Here is a 17,135-nt window from a genome sequence, read left to right as displayed (position 1 = left end):
AAAGGAAAAAGTACGCTTATGATATTTGAGAGGCATGCAAATCTCAAGTATAAGTACGGCAATAGACATTTCTGGTGCAGAGGCTATTACGTAGATACTGTAGGTAAGAATGCAAAGAAAATCGAGGAGTACATAAAGAATCAGTTAAAAGAGGATTTAGAGTATGACCAAATGATACTAAAAGAGTATATTGACCCGTTCACGGGTGAGCCGGTAAAGCAAAACAAATAAAAATGAGCCCAGGGGGCTCTGTAGGAAAATGATGTTGCGGCTGGCGAACCATTCGGCGAGTCTTTAGACTCAGTGCCGGCAACAGGCCCTTATAGGGCCAGAACAAACCACCGGCTAAGCCGGTGGTTCTGATTTGATTTTTTAAAGTAATTATAGCTGTGCCGTTAACTCTTGATTCGCGTCCGTTTACTCCAAAAATCAAAAATGTGAGAACGGATAAAGTAATATACAAAATGTAATAAGCGCTTAAATATGATTGAGTCAATCAAAAAAGAAAACATTAGGAGGAATTACGATGAGAAAGCTTACATCAGAGGCTCTGTTTAACATCAATGGCGGAGATGATAGCGATCGTTTATTTGGCTACAAAGTTGGTAAGGCTGCCAGATGGGTATATGACGAAGCAACAGGCTTATGGCATGAAGTTTTTGGATGATTGAGTGAAAAGGAGGATTGTTAACATGAGAGAATTGAATAGCGCAGAATTAGTATCTGTAAATGGTGGAGACGAAACCATTTATGATAAAGCAAAAAGATTCGTTTTGGAGCAGGCACCTGATTTTATAGAAGGTTTCAAAGATGGATGGAACGGTAAATAATTATCAGGTACATTGATAAATATACGCCAGGTACCAATAATATACCTGGCGTATATTAAAGAAAGGATGTCAGTATGGAGCCATTATTAAGTATAAAAAATTTACATAAGTCGAAAAAAGGAAAAAACATTCTGTCAGATGTTAACATAGAACTACATAAAGGAGAAATTGTTGGATTTATAGGAGCGAATGGCGCAGGAAAGACAACGACTATGAAGTGCATGATGGGGTTATATTCGTTCGAAGGGAAAATAGAAAAAGGCGAAATTAAAGTAGGGGCACTTATAGAAGAACCATGCTTTTATCCATATATGTCCGGAATTAGGAATCTTAAGATAGATAGTATGTATTACAAAGATGTATCAAAAAAAAGAATTGAAGATATTGTAAAAGAACTGGATATGTCACAGTATATCGGACAAAAAGTAAAACGGTATTCGCTTGGTATGAAGCAAAGACTTGGGCTTGCTTTTGCACTTATGGATGATCCTGATGTGATTATTTTGGATGAGCCAATGAATGGCCTTGATCCGCAAGGCGTGGTTGTACTTAGAAATACATTAAAGAAATTGGCACATGAAAAAAATAAAGCCATATTGATTTCAAGCCATATTCTATCTGAAATGCAGGTTCTTTGCGACAGGTTTGTGTTTATAAAAGATGGACGCACATTTGATATACAAACAGATGATGATCTTGAAAAAAAATACATGGAAATCATGGAAGAGGGAATGGAATTATGCTTAAACTTATAAAAATAGAACTTGTCAAAGTGATTTACGGAAAAAGTGTATGGATCAGTATTTTATGTGCGTTGTTGGCTGTTCTTGGGTTTGGGATATTGATGAATATGGATGATGCATTTGATGACTATAGAAGCCAAGAAGAGATCATGTTAGAAGAAAAATATGAGAACTCAAATGATTGGAAAGAAAAGCTGGAAATTCAGATGGAACTTAATCAGTTGATGTCTGATGTATATTCTCAAGAAAAAATTGATATGGATAATAGTATTCTTGAGTATGAAATCAATAATGATCTTGAACCGTACGCACATAACACGACTTGGGATTTTATCGCATATACATTTCGAATTCTTAATGTTGTGCTGATTATAATATCGATATGGATCACAACAGAAATGATAATGTCAGAGTATGTTAATAAAACATATAAACTTGTTTATACCAAAGCATATAAACGGTGGGAAATATATGTATCAAAATATATTTCATCTATAATAACAATCTCACTTATTGCAGTAATGATGCTGATTATGGCGTGGATTGTCGGAGGAATAATATTCGGATTTGATGGCATATCCTCAAGAACAGCAATTTGCCTGTATGGAAAAATGATGGCAATTTCTTTAGGGGGAAAGGCTATGCTTTATATGGCTTTTGCCATAGTAAAGGCAATCGCAGTATCATCAATTGCATTTCTTATAGCAGAGTTGACTAAAAATCAGGTGATTGCTGTTATTGTTACTATTGTATGTTCTTTTTGGGGGAAAATGTTATTAACAAAAATTATAAATAATGGGGTGGCTATAGGAAAGTATTCGCTGTTTATGCATTATGATCTTGTTAGTTTCATAGATTCTCCTATTGTATACAATGGAACCGCTATGATAAGTGCGACGATTATAGCTGTACATTTGATATTATTTCTGGTATTTGGAATGCTGGTAAATAAGGGTGAAGATTTGTGATACAAATCAAGAAACAAGGTGGACTGTATGAAATATGAATGCGTTAAGCAATTTGATGAAACTGATTGTGCTGCGGCATGTATATCAACGTTATGTCAACATTATGGTATAAAAAAAGGAATAACTAATATCCGAGAACTTGCAGGAACTGATAAAAATGGAACCAATGGGAATGGTGTGATAAAAGCACTTAAAACATTGGGATTTGATGTGGCAGGTTATGCATTAGATAACAAAGACATATATTGCAAGGATATTACATTACCATGCATTGCGCATGTAAAAAAAGCGGCAGGCAATCACTATATGATAGTACATAACATAACTTCTGACAAAATAGTGGTTGCTGATCCGGCTGAAGGGATAGTTCATTATACTAAGGATAAATTTCTTGAAATATGGTCGGGGGTGCTATTTCTTGTAAAACCGACTGCTAAAGTTAAAGAATTAGAAAATGATAAATGCCAAATATCTTTATTAGACTTAATAGGCAAGCAAAAAAGATATGTAGTTGGAATTATAATTTGCTCTTTAATATATACAGCGATAGGAATAGTATCAACATGTTTTTTTCAGAGGATATTTGATGATATTATTCCAAATAATTCTATTGGTATGTTGGGGAAGATTGCTCTTGGATTATGTTTGCTATATTTGGTTTGGGGAGCAATGCAATTTTTGCGTGTTAAGATGATGTTGATTTTAGGAAAAAGATTTGATATGGAGCTAACTTATGAAAGTTATGAACATATCATACATCTGCCTATGAATTTTTTTTCTTCAAGACAAACGGGGGAGATAATATCCAGATTAAATGATGCTTCCAAAATCAGAGATGCACTGTCCGGAACAACTATAGGTGCGGTGATAGATTTGTTCATGGCAATCATATCCGGAGTGGTGTTGCTTTTAATAAATCGTATGCTATTTGCACTTGTATGCACGATAGGAATTATGTATTTTATATTGAATTTTTTGTTCGTCGGAAAGATAAAGAAAAACAATCGACTAGTGATGGAAAAAAATTCTCAAACAAATGCAATGTTTATTGAAACTGTAAAAGGTGTGGAAACAATAAAGGCATGTGGTGCAGAGGAAAAGATATGTAAGAAATCAAAAAAAATATTTATTACTTTGTTAAATGCTGTAATGGATGCACAAGAACTGGAGAGTGCTGTAAATATAATATCAGGAATAATAAACAAATGCGGGTATGTAGTTGTACTTTGGCTTGGTACAGGTATGGTGGTAAATGGAAAACTATCAGTAGGAACACTACTCATGTTTTATTCATTAATGGGATATTTCTTTTCGCCGGTACAAAGCTTGATGGCATTGCAGACAAGCTTGCAGGGAGCCGTAGTAGCTTTTGAACGATTACAGCAAATGGTCGGTATTGAAAGAGAAAAGATTGGTGCGGATTCAGAAGAAATATGTGCACGTGAAATAACTGTAAAGAATCTGACATTTCAATATGGAACAAGAAAGCACATAATAAAAGATATGAGCTTTTCTATTAAAAAGAATGAGAAAATTGCAATTGTAGGTGAAAGCGGATCCGGAAAAACAACTATAGCAAGACTGCTTTTGGGATTATATGATGTGAGCCGTGGAAGCATCAGATATGGGGATAAAGATATATGTGATATTGATAAAAAAGCTCTTAGAAAGAAAATAGCATATGTATCACAAGAGCCATATTTTTTCAAAGGAACAATGAAAGATAATATTCTGTTTGGAAATGATGATGTATCCGATGAAGCTATATTGAAAGTCTTAAAATTGGTTAAACTAGATGAGTACATAAATGAGAATCCGGAAGGAATCTACACAAAACTACAGGAAAATGCAACAAATCTTTCTGGAGGACAACGGCAGAGACTTAGTCTCGCGAGAGCGCTTGTGAGGAAACCGGAAGTTCTTATATTGGATGAGGCAACTAGCAATCTTGATGTTATAACAGAGAAATCGATTACTGAATCAATAGATAATATACAAGGAATGACTATTATAGTAATTGCGCACAGACTCAGTACAATAAAAAGATGTGATAGGATATTTGCAATTTGTAATGGAAAAATTGAAGAATCTGGTACACACGATGAATTGATGCAAAAAGGAGGATTCTACAATTCGCTATGGAAGGAACAGATGTAAGGCACAATCATAATTTTTTTAAGATTTTATCATTTATATTGGGGTACGTTTTTTTATTTGCAGCTATCATGCTAACGATGCAAGGGATTAATGATGATACTCCGATCTATAAAGAGGCACTTCATTGGACAGTTGTTGAGTTAGTTTTACTGAGCGGCCTTGTATTAGTGTATTTGTTTGGCATAAGGAAAATAATTCCGGTGGCAGCAGATTACAAATTGAAATATACAAATAGGAATGTAGTGTTGGGGATCTTTTTAATATATCCATTCATTGTATTTCTATATGCGAACTTGCTACATCTCGACTTTGGAAATATATATCGTCCAATTGAGGAAACAGACTGGTCTGAAGTGGTGAGTGATCTGATGTTTCTACCGGTGTCAGCAATAATAGCTCCGGTATTTGAGGAGCTGTGTTGTAGAGTTATGTGTATAAGTGTTTTTGAGAGCAAGAAAGGAAAAGTACTGGCTCTAATTATTACAACAATGATGTTTGCATTTTGTCATATAACTGATTTTGCAGATAAAATACCTGGGGGGTTATTATATGGAATTCTATTGATTATGTCCAAAAATATAGGAATTCCTATATTGCTACATATTGCATGGAATTTGTCGGCATTTATTGTTCCGACTTTATCTCATATAGTTATGTTGTTTATGCCTGAAGGTACAAAGGGGATATTTGGGAGTCCGATAGTTGCAGTCATAATATTAGTGATTGCATTTATGGTGGGCGTATCTTTGATTTTTAAAGATTATATTAAATATATAAGAGATATAAAAGAGATATAAAAGGAAAGTGTTATGAATAATGCTGAGCTATATATGGAATTTAATGAAAAATGTACAGATGGCCTAATTGTTGATAGAAATGAGTTTTCCAAGCGATTAAAGAAAATGAAAAAGGGGACAATTATAGAACAAATTGATGGAAAATATCAGATTTACTATCCGCTTGAGGCTGGTGAAAAACAAGAACATACGCAAAATGGATTGCTTGAACTTAGAATAGATCCTGCTGCAAGAATTCGTTTTGAAGGAAGTTTGAAGGACTATGAGGATCTACTCAAAGAAATAAAAAAAATAGGAGTGGGAATTTGCAATTTTAAAGTTTACTGCAAATTGCGTGAAGGAGACGCTGATAGTGATTTTTTCATTGCGGATGTATATTATTTGATGCAATAGATGATATTTAATAAGTAAACAGTTGGGAATGGGTAACTATTTCTTTAAAGGCCCAGTAAATCTTTGATTCATTATTTTCTTCCTTTGATATTTAGACCAAGAAGTATTATAAGAGGCGGAAGAAGTGTAGGAAATGATTTTTGCATAAAAAAGAACCGGGATTAGTCAGTAGCAATAACTGATTAACCCTGGTTCTTTTTATTATTACTATAGCTCTCGAACCAGAATCTCAAAGCAGTCACTCAAAACCAACTTTTTGACTTTAAAGTAATTATAGTTGCGCCTTTAACTCTTGATTTGCATCCGTTAACTCCCAAAATCGAAAATTTGAAAACAGATAAAGTATTATACAAAATGTAATAAGCGCGTGAATATGATTGAGTCAATCAAAAAAATAAGGAGGATTAGCGATGAAAAAACTTACATCAGAGGATTTGTTTAGCATCAATGGAGGCGATGGTACAGAAGTAGGCCGTATAATTGGTAGGGCTGCCAGATGGGTGTATGACGAAGTTACAGGCGTATGGCGTTTGGTTTTTGGAGATTAAGTTAAAAGACTCGTTTTTGTAACAGTTGCCTGATGGCCCAGAATATAATATTGGGAAAACTGGCAAATGGATATTTGACAAAGTTACAGGCGTGTGGCATGCGATTATTGATTAGGAGGGAAAAAATGAAAGAATTGAATGTAATAGAGTTAGAAGCTGTAAATGGTGGAAACGGATCTTATGAAGCTATAAATCAACTTTTTCATGGAAATGTTCCTGGTATTATTAAGGGATTTTGGGAAGGCTGGAACGGCGGCTAATAATATTAGGCTGTATTGAAAAATATATGCCAGGCGATAGTAGTATGCCTGGCATATATAAAGAGAAGACATTGCGTCAGATTATATAAGGTAATCGGGGAATAAGCTTTTCTCGGTTGCCTTTTTAAAACGTTAATACGTTACTTGGACAATGAAATTATATTGAAATATTCTCTCTTCTCAAATAGAATGTTAAATAGTAAATACAGAACGGGAGGAGGGAATGAATTGCGTAGACAAATTATCCAAAAATATGGTTACTTCTCTTTTTTGGATTTATTTCCTTGAATATATAGTGGGGTTTTAGAAGAGGAAAACAAAATAGAGAAGAGAGGAATTTTTTATGAGCAATGTGTTACATATCTCCGGCTTGAATAAAAGCTACAACGGCAGAAAAGTTGTGGATAACATTTCGCTTGATGTGGAGACGGGAGACATTGTCGGATTGATTGGACCTAATGGCGCGGGTAAATCAACAACGATGAAGATGGTAATGAATCTCATCAGCAAAGATTCCGGAGAGATAGTTATAGGTGAAGGAGATAATTTTGTTGAGAAGATCGGCTTTGCGACTGAGTCATCGGCATTTTATGAATATCTGTCGGGTTACGATAATCTGATGCTTATCGCAAAGTTATATGACAATGTATCGGAGGAAAAGGTCAAGGAGATAGTTGATTTTGTGGGATTGTCTGAACATATCGGCAAAAAAGTAAAATCATATTCGACAGGTATGCGTCAGAGATTGGGGCTTGGAAGAGCACTCCTTAACGATCCAAAGCTTCTTATCCTTGATGAACCGACTAACGGTTTGGATCCGTATGGAATGAAAGATATTTATGAAATGCTCGAGAAACTTGCAAAGGAAGATAACGTAGCAATTCTCATCTCGTCGCATCTTTTACATGATATAGAAAAAATATGCAACAAAGTGGTCATGATCGACGCGGGAAAGATTCTTTTCAGCGGAGACATCACTGAACTGGAAGAAGGACTTGAAGACAGTTACTACAGCATGTATAGGAGGCAGGCATGATAAAGAATATTAAGAATGAAATGTACAAGCTCTGGAAAGGCAGAAGGCTTGGAATATTTCTTTTGATCTTGCTTGTTACATGTATAGCTATGGGGGTACTTGTCAGGTCAATTCAGATAAAGGGATTTTTTGAAAAAGAAGTTATTGATTCAATGATAGGCGGCAATTTCCCTACTCAGGTTCTTGGCGTGATCGCAGATATTGTATTGCCTGTATTGGCCACTCTTTTCGTGACTTTCCTTGTTACCGATGAGGCAGAAAGCGGCAGTTTGAAGCTTCCGCTTTTATGTGGGCAGTCGCGTGAAAAGCTTATAGTAGCTAAGGCGGTAGCGGTACTTATTGGCGCAATGGCTCTTATGGCGGTTACGTATATTTCGTCAAACATCGTAGCGGCTGTGTTCTGGGGAAGTGATTCGGTGGCAGCGGCTCTTTTCCCAAATGCGGTTATATTTGCAGAAAGTTATTTTGCGCTTGCGGGCTGGTCAATGATCGTGTTGTTTGCTTCACTGTTTGTGAAAAACAGCGGTTCGATGGTAGGTATAGCAGTAATTGTTCTGGTAATCGGATGTATTTTGAGCTCTGCAAGTCCGCAGATAGCTAAATATGAAGTTATGTATTATCTTAAGGCATTTGTAAGTATGGTCGTGCTTGACCGCACACTTGCAATGGCGGTATGCGGCGGAACGGTAGTAGCTTTTTTGGCCATGGCAACGCTTAAGTTCAGGGCGTTACAGATTCAGAAATAAAAGAGAGAATAATAATTTAAAAATAGGAGGATTCAAAAATGTTAGATCAGAAAAAACTTTTGGTTGCACTTTTTTGCGCGTTGGGAGCGATTATGGCTGCTCTTATTTGGAGATGTGTTTATTCTTTAAAGCATAAGGGGGATGAAAAAGCTCTTGAAGCTATTACAAAAGCGCAGGCAGTATCGGCGCATACTTTGTGGTGGTGGCTTATTTGTTGGGGAGGTCTTTCTACTACAATTTTTAAAGAAGGTACTATGTTTACAATGAGTAATATAGGCACTTTTATATTGCTCCTTATTGGTATGCAATGTTTGGTAGAGTTATTTGCAGGATTCTATTATGCTGATCTGATAAAGAGGGACGCTGAAAAAGCTGATGAAGGACAGGCTAATGCTGAACAGGCTGACGCTGAACAGGCGTGAGCTTGAAAAAATAAAAATATGACGGCGGATGATCCGCTGATTGAAGGCAACCGGAAAAAGATAATTCTCTTTTCTCCGGTTGTTTTTGTGCTTAGTACTTCTGATGAGGCTTTGATGAGCCCGGTGAAGGCTGCGGGACCAAGTGTGATATTTTGAAAAAACATGCATTCTTGAACATGAAGTTCAAGAATGCATCAACCAAGCCAATTTAAATCGACTTCGTCGATAAGGCTTGATTGACTCTTGAATCATATTCTCACGGAATCCGCAGCAGGTGCGGATTTCTGTAATTTCTTTTTAGAAGTCATACTTTGTGATATAGTTAAAGAGGCAAAGTTTGAGATATGCGAGGTTTGTATGGATATAGTTACCAGACATGAGACGAATAGTGCCGAGGAGACGTTTGAGATTGGCAAGAGGATTGGCGAGAGTGCGACGCCGGGGATGGTGTATACTCTTGTGGGCGACCTTGGCGTTGGGAAGACGGTTCTTACGCAGGGAGTTGCTGCGGGGCTTGGAATCACGGGACCTGTGAGCAGTCCGACTTTTACTATTTTGCAGGTTTATGACGAGGGAAGGATTCCTTTTTACCATTTTGATGTGTACCGTATCGGCGATGTCAGCGAGATGGACGAGATCGGCTATGAGGATTACTTCTACGGAGACGGAGTCTGCTTTATAGAGTGGGCGAACCTCATAGAGGAGATACTTCCCGAGCATTATACGGAGATAGTTATTGAGAAGAACCTTGAAAAAGGCTTTGACTATCGCCTTATTACAATGACAAAAAAATAAATTTAATAAAAAGTGAGTTATATGAAAATACTTTCTATCGATACATCGGGACTTGTCGGAGCAGTAGCTGTTTCTGACGGAGACATTCTTGTTTCGCAGTTCTCGGTGCAATATAAAACTACACATTCCGAGATTTTGATGCCTATGCTTGACGACATATGCAAAAAGATAAATCTCGATCTTTCGACAATCGATGCAATCGCAGTGGCTGAAGGCCCCGGCTCTTTTACGGGACTTAGGATTGGAAGCGCTACGGCAAAAGGACTCGCCCTCGCGCTTGATAAGCCGATAATCCCGGTGCCTACTGTAGACGGAATTGCTTATAATCTCTATGGAGTTGAAAAAATAATATGTCCTATGATGGACGCCAGAAGAAATCAGGTTTATACGGGACTTTATACGTTTGTGCCCAAGACCTATGAGGGAAAGAGCCTTGAGAGGTCTTTTGACATGCAGGTTATACATGAGCAGTTTGCGACATCGGTTGAGGATATCGCGAACAGGATAAACGAGATAGGAAAACCTGTCGTTCTTCTGGGCGACGGCGTTCCGGTATATCATGACAAGCTTGAGGAACTTTTGAAGGTTCCGTATTCGCTGGCACCTTTTTTTCAAAACAGGCAGAATGCGGCGGCTGTTGCGGCACTTGCGGGAGTTTATGCGGCTGAGGGAAGAATTGTCAATGCGGATGATTTTGCACCCGATTATTTAAGGCTTTCTCAGGCTGAGCGTGAAGCGCTTGAGAAGGATAAAAACGGTGCAGAGACCAAGGCTAAAGCAGCGGAGAAAAAGGCTGCGAGCAGAAATAATCCGGGAATTATCAGGATAAGAGAGATGAGCGCAGAGGATATCGAGGATGCGTATAATCTTGAAAAGACGAATCTCGGAAAAGAGGCATGGACGCAGAAGCAGCTCCTTGATGCCCTGACAAGGGACGATACGGTCTATCTTGTTGCCGAGAAGGCAGGCAGGGTAGTCGGACTGTGCGGAGTTCAGAATATTTCAGGTGACGGAGAGATCACAAATGTGTCTGTTTCCGGAGATTGCAGGAGAGAGGGCGTAGCTTACAAGATGATGAAGCAGCTCCTTGAGCGCGGAAACGGGATAGGGATAAAAGACTATACTCTTGAAGTGCGTGCGAAAAATGCGCCTGCGATAGGCTTGTATGAGAGACTTGGCTTTGTGAGTGAGGGTGTGAGGCCCGGATTCTACGATGAGCCCAAGGATGATGCAGTTATTTACTGGAAAAGGAAATAATTTTTATGATAGATGTTTGTTTGTTGGGAACAGGCGGAATGATGCCGCTTCCCAATCGTTTGCTCACAGCTTTGTATGTGAGATATAACGGAAAATGTATACTTATAGATTCAGGCGAGGCGACTCAGATCGCGCTTAAGAAAAAGGGACTTAGTTCCAAACCGATAGATATTATCTGCTTTACACATTATCATGCGGATCATATCAGCGGCCTTCCGGGGCTGCTTCTTACCATGGGAAATGCGGAGAGAACAGAGCCACTACTGATGGTAGGTCCCAAGGGACTTGAGAGGGTTGTGAATGCACTTAGAGTGATAGCGCCTGAGCTTCCGTTTGAGATTAAGTTCAAAGAGATTACGGACAGTGAGATGTCTTTTGAACCTGAGGGAATGCCGGGATTTACTCTTTCGGCATTTAAGGTCAATCACAATATTCCCTGCTACGGATATAGCATGAATCTTAAGAGACAGGGAAAGTTCAATGTTGAAGCGGCTACAGCTGCAGGAATTGACAGAAGGTATTGGAACAGTCTTCAGAAGGGCGAGACGGTCGAGCTTGAAGATGGAACGATATATACGCCACAGATGGTCCTCGGCGAGGAACGAAAGGGCATAAAGCTTACTTACGTTACGGATACAAGGCCTACGGACAGCATAGTTAACAACGCTAAGGATTCGGATCTTTTTATATGCGAGGGCATGTACGGTGAGCCCGACAAGCTTGTAAAGGCGAAAGAGCATAAGCATATGACTTTTTATGAGGCGGCAAGACTTGCAAGGAGCGCGGAGGTAAAAGAGATGTGGCTTACACATTACAGTCCGTCGCTTGTCAATCCTCAGGAGTTCATAGGCGAAACCAGAAAAATATTTGGAAATACAGTTGCAGCTAAGGATGGCAGAAGCTTAACACTTAGGTTTGAAGAGTGATATAGACTAAAAATTTCTTTTTGCATATCGGAGGGGACATGGAGAACAACAGTGTAAAGTCGGCAATTTTGAAATCAATCGTATTATTGGCGCTTGGAGCGGTCGTAATAGTGGGATTGTATTTTATGTTCGTGGGGACCAAAAAAGATCCCGGAGAAGAGCAGTACAATCTGACGGCGGTTGATGAGATTACCACTACCAATCTTGAAAAAAACTATCCTGCCAATCCCAGGAAAGTGGTCGATCTTTATGCGAATATCATGAAAGTTCTTTACAAGGAAGAATACACCGATGGGCAGCAGGACAAGATGCTCGAGGTTTTGCAGGGGATAATGGATGATGAGCTGCTTGCGGGGCAGAGTGATTTTAAAAAGTCTATAAAGAATGAAGTAGCGGAAAGAAAAAAAGGAGATTATTCGATCTCAAATTATATTGTTCAGAATTCAGAGCCTGAGGTCCTTAATGTGTCAGGAAAAAAGATGTGTAATGTGGAATGTCTTTTTTCACTGAGGAAAGGGAGCACGGGAACGATAGCCAATTATTACCAGTTTATTCTTCGACAGGACGAAGAGGGAAGGTGGAAAATTCTGGGCTGGCAGGTAAAACAGAATGATAATTAGGAGGAAGTTTTTTGATAGAGTATCATGCTGACGACTACGGTCTTTTTCCGGAACAGAGTCGTCATATTGCAGAATGTTATCACAAGGGCGCGTTGAACGGCATAAGTATTATGCCTAACAGCCCATATTTAAAAGAGTGCATGGAAGAGATCTCCGATATAAAGGAGAAGCTCTTTGTTACCGTGCATCTTAATTTTGTTGAAGGTAAGCCTATCATCGGGAACAGAGCGGATATGCTTACGAATGATAAGGGGAATTTTGACTGCGGATTTATTAAGCTTCTTGCGGTCAGCTATATTCCTTTTTTGAGAAGGGCCTATTACAGACAGATCAGAAGGGAAATCGAGGCGCAGCTTAGGGCGTGCGAGGAATATATGAACGGCGGAAAGTTCAGGATTGACGGGCATGTGCACTATCACATGATTCCTGTTATTTTTGATGCGCTCATGGATGTTATACGCAGCAATGACTTTAAGGTTTCGTATATCAGATTCCCGTATGAGGAGATACCAGTTTATGCAAGGAATCTTTTTAAGTTAAAGGGATTAAAGGCAGTTAATTTTGTCAAAGTGATGATCTTAAATACGCTTGTTGCGAGAAACAAGGCTAAATACAGGAAGGCTTTGAAAAAGTTTGACCTGGAGGATAAGTTGTTCATGGGAGTAATGCTCTCGGGGCATATGTTCTACGACAATGTCAGGATGTGCCTTAAGAGTGCGGGAGATATCCTTGAGAAAAGAGGAAAAGATGAGATGGAGATTCTTTTCCATCCGGGAGATGTGTCGGTTCCTGCCGATGTTGAGAATCTCACGAGCAAGGATGACTACAATTTCCTCACAAGTTCAAACAGAATGAAGGAAGCACAAGCGCTTAAAAAGTTTGGAAATAATATCAGCAGGTGAGCTGCGAAAAGGTAAGATATGGAAATTAACAAGAATGTAGAGGATGACGGCGTCATCTTTATGTCAATAAAAGAAAACGGGAATGAGATTCATGGCAGTGCCGGAAGTGGCGGCGATGATGCTGGGGATGTCACTATTCTTGCGATTGAGAGTTCCTGCGATGAGACTGCGGCTGCGGTTGTTAGAAACGGAAGAGAGGTATTGTCGAATATCATATCTTCTCAGATCGCGCTGCACACGGTTTACGGCGGAGTTGTGCCTGAAATTGCTTCAAGGAAGCATGTTGAAAAGATAAACGGATGTGTGCGTGCGGCTCTTTCCGAGGCGAAACTTACTCTTGATGATATAGATGCCGTTGCGGTTACCTACGGGCCCGGGCTTGTGGGAGCTCTTTTGGTTGGAGTATCCGAAGCAAAGGCTATTGCATATGCGAAAAAAAAGCCTCTTATAGGCGTTCATCATATCGAGGGACATATATGTGCAAACTATATCGAAAATAAGGATTTAAAGCCTCCATTTGCGTGTCTCGTGGTATCGGGAGGACATTCGCACCTTGTTATCGTAAGAGATTACGGGGAGTATGAAATTATCGGTCAGACCAGAGATGATGCGGCAGGAGAAGCTTTTGACAAAGTGGCGAGGGCTATAGGTCTGGGGTATCCCGGTGGCCCCAAGATTGATAAGGCGGCAAAAGAGGGAAATCCCGATGCGTTTACTTTCCCGCAGGCTAAGATCGCGGGCGCAGACTATGATTTTTCTTTCAGCGGACTTAAGTCTTCGGTTCTCAATTATATTAATCAGGCCAAAATGCAGGGGCAGGAGCTTGACGCAAACGATGTTGCAGCTTCTTTTCAGAAGGCTGTCGTTGAGGTGCTTTCCGAGCATGCGATAAGAGCGTGCAAGGAGTACGGCATGGACTGTCTTGCAATTGCGGGAGGAGTGGCGTCAAATACGGCACTCAGAGAACTTTTGGAAAAAGAATGTGCGGCTAATAATATAAAATTCTGCAGGCCCTCACCTGTATTGTGCACAGACAATGCGGCTATGATAGGCTCTGCGGCTTACTATGAATTTATAAAAGGCAAGACTTTCGGACTTGACCTAAACGCTGTGCCGAATCTTCCGCTTGGTGACAGGGAGAGAAGGTATCACGCGGATAAGAACAGATAAAGATTGGAGATGCCATGAAAACTGTGGCTGTTGTACTTGCTGCCGGTAGCGGAAGCAGGATGAAGAGTGATGTAAAAAAACAATATCTTGATATAGGCGGGAAGCCGCTTATCTATTATTCATTGAAGGCTTTTGAAGAGAGCCCCGTGGATGATATTGTTCTTGTTGTGTCACGCGGAGATATTGATTTTGTCCGCAGTGAGATTGTTGAAAAATTTGGATTTGATAAGGTCAAAGCTATCGTGGAAGGCGGACTTTATCGTTATCACAGTGTGCGCCTAGGACTTATGGCGGCGGATGGTGATTACGATTATGCCTTTATCCACGATGGGGCGAGACCTTTTTTGACAAAAGAAATCATATTGAGAGCGCTTGACGGAGCAAGAGATTATGGTGCTTGCGTAGTCGGCATGCCTGTAAAAGACACTATTAAGATCTGTGATGAGGACGGATTCGCGGTTTCTACGCCCAACAGGGACAGGACCTGGATGATCCAGACACCGCAGACTTTTTCTTTTAAACTCATAAAAGAGCTCTATATGAGGCTCGACCGCGAGGAGGAAGAACTCATCGCAAAGGGCGTCAATATAACCGATGATGCCATGGTTGTCGAGTATTTTACAGACCGCAAGGTGAAACTTGTGGAAGGTTCATACAACAATATCAAGATCACTACACCGGAGGATATTCCTGCGGCAGAGGCAATTCTGGGGATAAAGTGAAGTGGATAAAGAAAAGATAAAAGTATTGATGATCGGCCCCGATCGCTGTGTTCACGGCGGAATATCCGGGCTTGTAAACGGCTATTATGATGCCGGGATAGAAGAGAAGATTGCTCTTAAATACATCGGGACAATGAAGGAAGGCTCTAAGCTTAAGAAGCTGATGGTGGCCGGGCTTGCGTATGCGCGTTTTTGCTTGTGCGTGGGTAAATTTGACATTGTACATGTGAATGTTGCGTCGGATAACAGTTTTTGGCGGAAAGCTCTTTTTATAAAATGCGCAAAGCGCCGGAACAAGAAGATTGTGATTCATCAGCACGGCGGGAATATCGAAGAATACTATGAGACACTGGATGAAAAGGGCAAAGAACGTGTCAGAAGCATTTTTGGAATGGCAGATACTCTTTTGGTGTTGACGAATAAGCTCAGAGATTTTTTTGAAACTATCGTAGATAAAGAGAAAATCCGGATTCTTCCAAACAGTGTAAGCACACGACATGTGGGGGAAACGGCATCAGATAGAGACTATGACAAGATTCTTTTTCTGGGAAGAATATGCAGGAACAAGGGAATAACCGAATTGCTTACCGCAATGGATGAGATTCACGTAGAAAACCCCGATGTAAGACTGTATCTGGGCGGAATTTACGAAGAGAGTGAATATGTAAGCGAAGTCGAAAAGCGGTCTTCGTATGTTCAGGCGCTTGGATGGATTAAGGATAAAGAAAAAGACAAGTGGCTGGATGAATGCGGAATTCTGGTCTTGCCGTCGTATTTTGAAGGATTTCCGCTTTCTGTCATAGAGGGCATGGTTCATGGGTGCGCAGTAATTTCGACGGATGTCGGCGGTATTCCTGAGGCAATTGAAGACGGTGTTTCGGGAATTTTGATCAAGCCTAAGGATGTTGACGGGCTGAAAAATGCTATTGAGAGAGTTATAAGCGACAAAGATTTTGCAAAAAAAATATCGCAAGGCGGTATGAAAAATGCAAAAGAAAAGTATTCACTTGAGAAAAACATGGAAAAATTGATTGAAATTTATAAGGATTTCAAAAATAGTTGACAGGCGACGGAATCCAGTAAAATAGCTAATTGTGCGGATATTTCAGACAATTTTATACAATACAAAAACGCGATATGACGTAAAGTGAAAAAAATTAGAAAAAAAATTGAAAAATAGGGTTGACATGATAGGTCCCCTTTGTTAATATAATTCTTGCGCTGCGGCGAGATGCGAAAGCAACTCACACAGAGCATTATCTCAGAAGAGATAAGCTTTAACAGTATATTCGGAGCGATATCGAAGCGGTCATAACGAGGCGGTCTTGAAAACCGTTTGGCGGCAACGCCACAAGGGTTCGAATCCCTTTCGCTCCGCTTTAATTATGAACACGCTGTTAATAACATACTTGTTGTTAATCAACTATTTTGCAGAAGTACTCAAGTGGTTGAAGAGACACCCCTGGAAAGGGTGCAGGTCGTTAATAGCGGCGCGAGGGTTCAAATCCCTCCTTCTGCGTTGCCTTACGCAATCAGTAAGGGTCATAATTATACTATAAAGTACCTTGACAAATAAACAGTAATGCAACCCTGAAAGATTCCAAGAGAATAATTCAGAAAAAATGTAAATTAACGGACAGAACGAAAAGCCAAGCTTAAGTTCTTAGCCGGATTAAACTTTTAAACGTGAGAGTTCGATCCTGGCTCAGGATGAACGCTGGCGGCGTGCCTAACACATGCAAGTCGAACGGAGATTTAACGCTGATGAAGCTTCGGCAGATTCTTGTTAAATCTTAGTGGCGGACGGGTGAGTAACGCGTGGGCAACCTGCCTCATACTGGGG

Annotated in this window: 21 protein-coding genes, 2 tRNA genes and 1 rRNA gene; all 24 read left to right on the top strand. The window is 39.8% G+C overall.

Annotated features, from left to right (window positions below):
- Window positions 1–231 (top strand): IS200/IS605 family transposase (locus T356_RS0109660; protein ID WP_026514308.1); only part of this gene is annotated, 231 nt, incomplete at its 5' end.
- A gap of 295 nt (window positions 232–526) precedes the next feature.
- Window positions 527–667 (top strand): hypothetical protein, encoded by a 141-nt coding sequence (locus T356_RS21120; RefSeq protein ID WP_155839018.1) that lies wholly within the window; start codon window positions 527–529, stop codon window positions 665–667.
- Window positions 668–692: 25 nt separating this feature from the next.
- Window positions 693–830, top strand: a complete 138-nt coding sequence (locus T356_RS21115; protein WP_155839017.1) for a hypothetical protein — start codon at window positions 693–695, stop codon at window positions 828–830.
- A 74-nt stretch (window positions 831–904) separates the two neighbouring features.
- A complete protein-coding gene (locus T356_RS19040; RefSeq protein ID WP_051563334.1) occupies window positions 905–1,585 on the top strand; it encodes an ABC transporter ATP-binding protein in 681 nt (226 codons plus the stop codon).
- Complete coding sequence (locus T356_RS0109640; protein ID WP_026514307.1) at window positions 1,570–2,541, top strand: ABC transporter permease; 972 nt, start codon at window positions 1,570–1,572, stop codon at window positions 2,539–2,541. Before T356_RS19040 ends, T356_RS0109640 begins: the two co-directional genes overlap by 16 nt.
- A 27-nt stretch (window positions 2,542–2,568) precedes the next feature.
- Window positions 2,569–4,698 (top strand): peptidase domain-containing ABC transporter, encoded by a 2,130-nt coding sequence (locus T356_RS19035; protein ID WP_035780909.1) that lies wholly within the window; start codon window positions 2,569–2,571, stop codon window positions 4,696–4,698.
- Complete coding sequence (locus tag T356_RS0109630; protein WP_026514306.1) at window positions 4,680–5,495, top strand: CPBP family intramembrane glutamic endopeptidase; 816 nt, start codon at window positions 4,680–4,682, stop codon at window positions 5,493–5,495. The genes T356_RS19035 and T356_RS0109630 overlap by 19 nt, the downstream gene beginning before the upstream one ends.
- A 12-nt stretch (window positions 5,496–5,507) precedes the next feature.
- Window positions 5,508–5,888, top strand: a complete 381-nt coding sequence (locus T356_RS0109625) for a DUF5975 family protein (RefSeq protein WP_026514305.1) — start codon at window positions 5,508–5,510, stop codon at window positions 5,886–5,888.
- Between the two features lie 410 nt (window positions 5,889–6,298).
- Window positions 6,299–6,436, top strand: coding sequence for a hypothetical protein (locus T356_RS21110; protein ID WP_155839016.1), 138 nt, complete (start codon window positions 6,299–6,301; stop codon window positions 6,434–6,436).
- 125 nt (window positions 6,437–6,561) lie between these two features.
- On the top strand, window positions 6,562–6,696 hold the full coding sequence (locus T356_RS21640) for a hypothetical protein (RefSeq protein ID WP_255346956.1): 135 nt from the start codon (window positions 6,562–6,564) through the stop codon (window positions 6,694–6,696).
- 343 nt (window positions 6,697–7,039) lie between these two features.
- On the top strand, window positions 7,040–7,732 hold the full coding sequence (locus T356_RS0109610; protein WP_026514304.1) for an ABC transporter ATP-binding protein: 693 nt from the start codon (window positions 7,040–7,042) through the stop codon (window positions 7,730–7,732).
- A complete protein-coding gene (locus tag T356_RS0109605) occupies window positions 7,729–8,478 on the top strand; it encodes an ABC transporter permease (RefSeq protein WP_026514303.1) in 750 nt (249 codons plus the stop codon). The genes T356_RS0109610 and T356_RS0109605 overlap by 4 nt, the downstream gene beginning before the upstream one ends.
- A gap of 38 nt (window positions 8,479–8,516) precedes the next feature.
- Window positions 8,517–8,900 carry a hypothetical protein gene (locus T356_RS0109600; RefSeq protein ID WP_026514302.1) on the top strand — a complete coding sequence of 128 codons (384 nt, stop codon included), beginning with the start codon at window positions 8,517–8,519 and terminating at the stop codon, window positions 8,898–8,900.
- 357 nt (window positions 8,901–9,257) lie between these two features.
- Window positions 9,258–9,695 carry a tRNA (adenosine(37)-N6)-threonylcarbamoyltransferase complex ATPase subunit type 1 TsaE gene (gene tsaE, locus T356_RS0109590; protein ID WP_026514301.1) on the top strand — a complete coding sequence of 146 codons (438 nt, stop codon included), beginning with the start codon at window positions 9,258–9,260 and terminating at the stop codon, window positions 9,693–9,695.
- Window positions 9,696–9,716: 21 nt separating this feature from the next.
- Window positions 9,717–10,952: a tRNA (adenosine(37)-N6)-threonylcarbamoyltransferase complex dimerization subunit type 1 TsaB gene (gene tsaB, locus T356_RS20835; RefSeq protein WP_026514300.1), complete on the top strand. Its 1,236-nt coding sequence runs from the start codon at window positions 9,717–9,719 to the stop codon at window positions 10,950–10,952.
- A 5-nt stretch (window positions 10,953–10,957) separates the two neighbouring features.
- Window positions 10,958–11,878 carry a ribonuclease Z gene (locus T356_RS0109580; protein ID WP_026514299.1) on the top strand — a complete coding sequence of 307 codons (921 nt, stop codon included), beginning with the start codon at window positions 10,958–10,960 and terminating at the stop codon, window positions 11,876–11,878.
- A gap of 38 nt (window positions 11,879–11,916) precedes the next feature.
- A complete protein-coding gene (locus T356_RS0109575) occupies window positions 11,917–12,498 on the top strand; it encodes a DUF6715 family protein (protein ID WP_026514298.1) in 582 nt (193 codons plus the stop codon).
- Between the two features lie 11 nt (window positions 12,499–12,509).
- Window positions 12,510–13,400: a ChbG/HpnK family deacetylase gene (locus T356_RS0109570; RefSeq protein ID WP_026514297.1), complete on the top strand. Its 891-nt coding sequence runs from the start codon at window positions 12,510–12,512 to the stop codon at window positions 13,398–13,400.
- Between the two features lie 18 nt (window positions 13,401–13,418).
- The gene (tsaD, locus tag T356_RS0109565) at window positions 13,419–14,570 is read left to right on the top strand and encodes a tRNA (adenosine(37)-N6)-threonylcarbamoyltransferase complex transferase subunit TsaD (RefSeq protein ID WP_081777806.1); all 1,152 of its coding nucleotides are present in this window, start codon (window positions 13,419–13,421) and stop codon (window positions 14,568–14,570) included.
- A 14-nt stretch (window positions 14,571–14,584) separates the two neighbouring features.
- The gene (ispD, locus tag T356_RS0109560) at window positions 14,585–15,292 is read left to right on the top strand and encodes a 2-C-methyl-D-erythritol 4-phosphate cytidylyltransferase (protein ID WP_035780907.1); all 708 of its coding nucleotides are present in this window, start codon (window positions 14,585–14,587) and stop codon (window positions 15,290–15,292) included.
- A 1-nt stretch (window position 15,293) separates the two neighbouring features.
- Entirely contained in the window at window positions 15,294–16,355 is a 1,062-nt protein-coding gene (locus T356_RS0109555; RefSeq protein ID WP_026514294.1) for a glycosyltransferase family 4 protein, read from the top strand.
- Window positions 16,356–16,583: 228 nt separating this feature from the next.
- Window positions 16,584–16,669 (top strand) — tRNA-Ser (locus T356_RS0109550).
- 53 nt (window positions 16,670–16,722) lie between these two features.
- Window positions 16,723–16,811 (top strand) — tRNA-Ser (locus tag T356_RS0109545).
- Window positions 16,812–16,974: 163 nt separating this feature from the next.
- Window positions 16,975–17,135, top strand: a 16S ribosomal RNA gene (locus T356_RS0109540); the annotation flags it as partial.

The organism is Butyrivibrio sp. LB2008 (assembly GCF_000621565.1).
Lineage (GTDB): Bacteria > Bacillota > Clostridia > Lachnospirales > Lachnospiraceae > Butyrivibrio.
The sequence above is the reverse complement of the archived record's forward strand: the minus strand, read 5'-3'. Positions and strand labels throughout refer to the sequence as shown.